Raw genomic sequence first — 376 nt, forward strand, 5'->3', positions numbered from 1 at the left:
TACAGCCCAAGCCTGAGGGCGAGCACAAACCCTTCAAGGCGTATGAGCCTGGCTATGTACATGTAGATGTGAAGTACCTGCCCCAGATGCACGATGAGGACAAGCGCCGCTATGTTTTTGTTGCCATCGATCGAGCTACACGCTGGGTGTTCATTGATATCAAGCAGCACAAGACGGCAGCATCCGCCAAAGCCTTCTTGGCTGCCGTACGCAAAGCTGCAGCGTTCAAGATCCACACCATCCTCACCGACAACGGCAAAGAGTTCACAGACCGATTGTTTGGAAGCCGCACACGTCAGCCCTCAGGCGAGCACGAATTCGACCAGTTATGCCAAGCATTGGGGATAGAGCATCGGCTGACCAAGCCAAAGACGCC

The 376-nt window shown here is 54.5% G+C and carries 1 protein-coding gene; it reads left to right on the forward strand.

The features are described 5' to 3' along the window. A partial coding sequence (locus tag SJH88_RS19515; protein WP_274755427.1) for a DDE-type integrase/transposase/recombinase occupies positions 1-376 on the forward strand: 376 nt, incomplete at both ends.

It is taken from the genome of Comamonas sp. GCA5 (assembly GCF_036541385.1).
Taxonomy (GTDB): Bacteria; Pseudomonadota; Gammaproteobacteria; order Burkholderiales; family Burkholderiaceae_C; genus Comamonas; species Comamonas aquatica.